Annotated in this window: 1 protein-coding gene; it reads left to right on the top strand. The window is 31.0% G+C overall.

Annotation, left to right across the window (positions count from 1 at the left end):
* Positions 1 to 339 (top strand): hypothetical protein (locus tag J4G38_RS28490; RefSeq protein ID WP_226164233.1); only part of this gene is annotated, 339 nt, incomplete at both ends.

Raw genomic sequence — 339 nt, 5'->3', positions numbered from 1 at the left:
GTAAGGTTGTAAAGATTGCAGAAGTCGATCATGAACCTGCTGAATATTATATCTCATGGATCAATAGATATGGTGCTTGGCAGTGTCAGCCATTATGTGCAAAGAATCAAATGAGTGAATCTGTTGAAACTCAAACTATCACAACTATAAACAATGAGATAATTCCTGTAACTAAACATAATGAATTATCATGGACTTTAAATACTCATTGGTTAACATACGATGAGCATAATGAATTTGAATCGATTTTACAATCTAAATATGTGTATTTATACAATACAAGAACCAATGATGGACAATATGTAAACGTTAAAGATTCGTATTGGGCTTTTAAAAACT

Origin of the sequence: Hymenobacter terricola, from assembly GCF_017921975.2 — a bacterium.
GTDB classification, from domain to species: Bacteria; Bacteroidota; Bacteroidia; order Cytophagales; family Hymenobacteraceae; genus Hymenobacter; species Hymenobacter terricola.
This window is presented reverse-complemented; position numbering and strand designations above follow the sequence as displayed.